General features: G+C 55.5%; 1 protein-coding gene. It reads right to left on the bottom strand.

Annotated elements, in window-relative coordinates; all coding sequences use genetic code 11:
• Positions 1-706: 706 nt before the first annotated feature.
• Positions 707-1183 (bottom strand): hypothetical protein, encoded by a 477-nt coding sequence (locus tag BUA54_RS20455; protein ID WP_072859073.1) that lies wholly within the window; start codon positions 1181-1183, stop codon positions 707-709.
• Positions 1184-1317 lie beyond the last annotated feature (134 nt).

The following is a 1317-nucleotide window of genomic DNA, read 5'->3' as shown; positions in this document are numbered from 1 at the left end:
ATCAGGGGGGCATGCCCCCCTGATCATCGGCATCAGCGCCAAAACTGGGGAAATTTCATCCAGCCGTTTTGGGGAGATTACGTCCAGCACTCACACCAATCTCAAACCCGCAGACTCTCGTTATGAACGAGGGACCCGAGGGGGGCAGGTCACCGGGCATGGAACGAGTCGGTATTAGAGTCGACTAACAGGTATAACGCTTTCGGGACCTTCATCGTCATCAATAAGTCCGCGGCAGGTCTGCAATCGATGAGAGCCCTTCTCCGTCAGTGAGGCATCACATCGCATTGGCAATGCTTTCCGCCTCGTGGGAGGCCGCACAAGCCTCCTTGTTGATCTCAAGCTGCTCTTCGTCCAGATCCCAAAGGGCAAGGCATGGCCGGAGCTGCCCCCCTCCTCACCAACGTCTGTCCATTCAATCAGTAAGGATGCGACTTCTTTCAGTGTCATCGGTTGCTCGTCCTTCACAACCGTCTCCATACTCGTGATCAGGAAAATGGGTCTTTTGCCAATGTCGGAGGCAAAATTAAGATCCATTTTACCGCGCATCACTCGTCATGTCTCGACCGACGTTTGCGGTCATGGCTCTTATCGGACGACAGCAGTCAGGCCCGCTCTCGGCTAAGCGGAGCCAACGTGTCAAATGCAGCCGATCCTTCGGACCACGTCGGACGGTCGCTGCGACACCTCGCAACGCATGTTTAGCTTACATTAAAAGTTGTGGATCAACAGAGTGGGCGCAGGTAGCCCCCATGGCCTCACGTACGTCCGCCTGGAACACGAGGTCGGATAGATCCGGCGCAAACCGATCACATTCGAGGGTCGGAAAGGTGATCTGCGCGTCCGGACGATCATCACTCAGATTGATAATTCTCATCGCGGCCAATCTGCGCCGCACTGTCCCCGAATCCTCCCCGGTCTCATGTGACAATGAAGCGATCGAATGCAGCCTTCTTTTGCCCAGTTGCACGCCAAGGACCATTTCTCCGGCTGCAATAGGCGATGTGTCCAGCACCCGCTCCCGGATCAAGTCACGGAAATAGTCGAAATCAGGATCGTAGAGAAATGTTTGGCCAAGTTTCTTGTGAAGCGGGTGGAAGACCTTCTGCGGTCCGTCGGTAGGCGCGCGATCTGCAAGCCGTTGATCGAACAAGCATTCCAGCGCGGCTTGCCCGCCGATCATGCAGTCGAAACCGGCAGCGTACGCACGATGTAGATCGAGTGACCTGCCACGGGAATTTTCCTCCACCGTCGATTATAGTCCGGCCCAACCTGAGGAGGGACAATGAAACGAACGAGATTCACAGACGAACGGAT

Origin of the sequence: Loktanella atrilutea, from assembly GCF_900128995.1 — a bacterium.
Lineage (GTDB): Bacteria > Pseudomonadota > Alphaproteobacteria > Rhodobacterales > Rhodobacteraceae > Loktanella > Loktanella atrilutea.
This window is presented reverse-complemented; position numbering and strand designations above follow the sequence as displayed.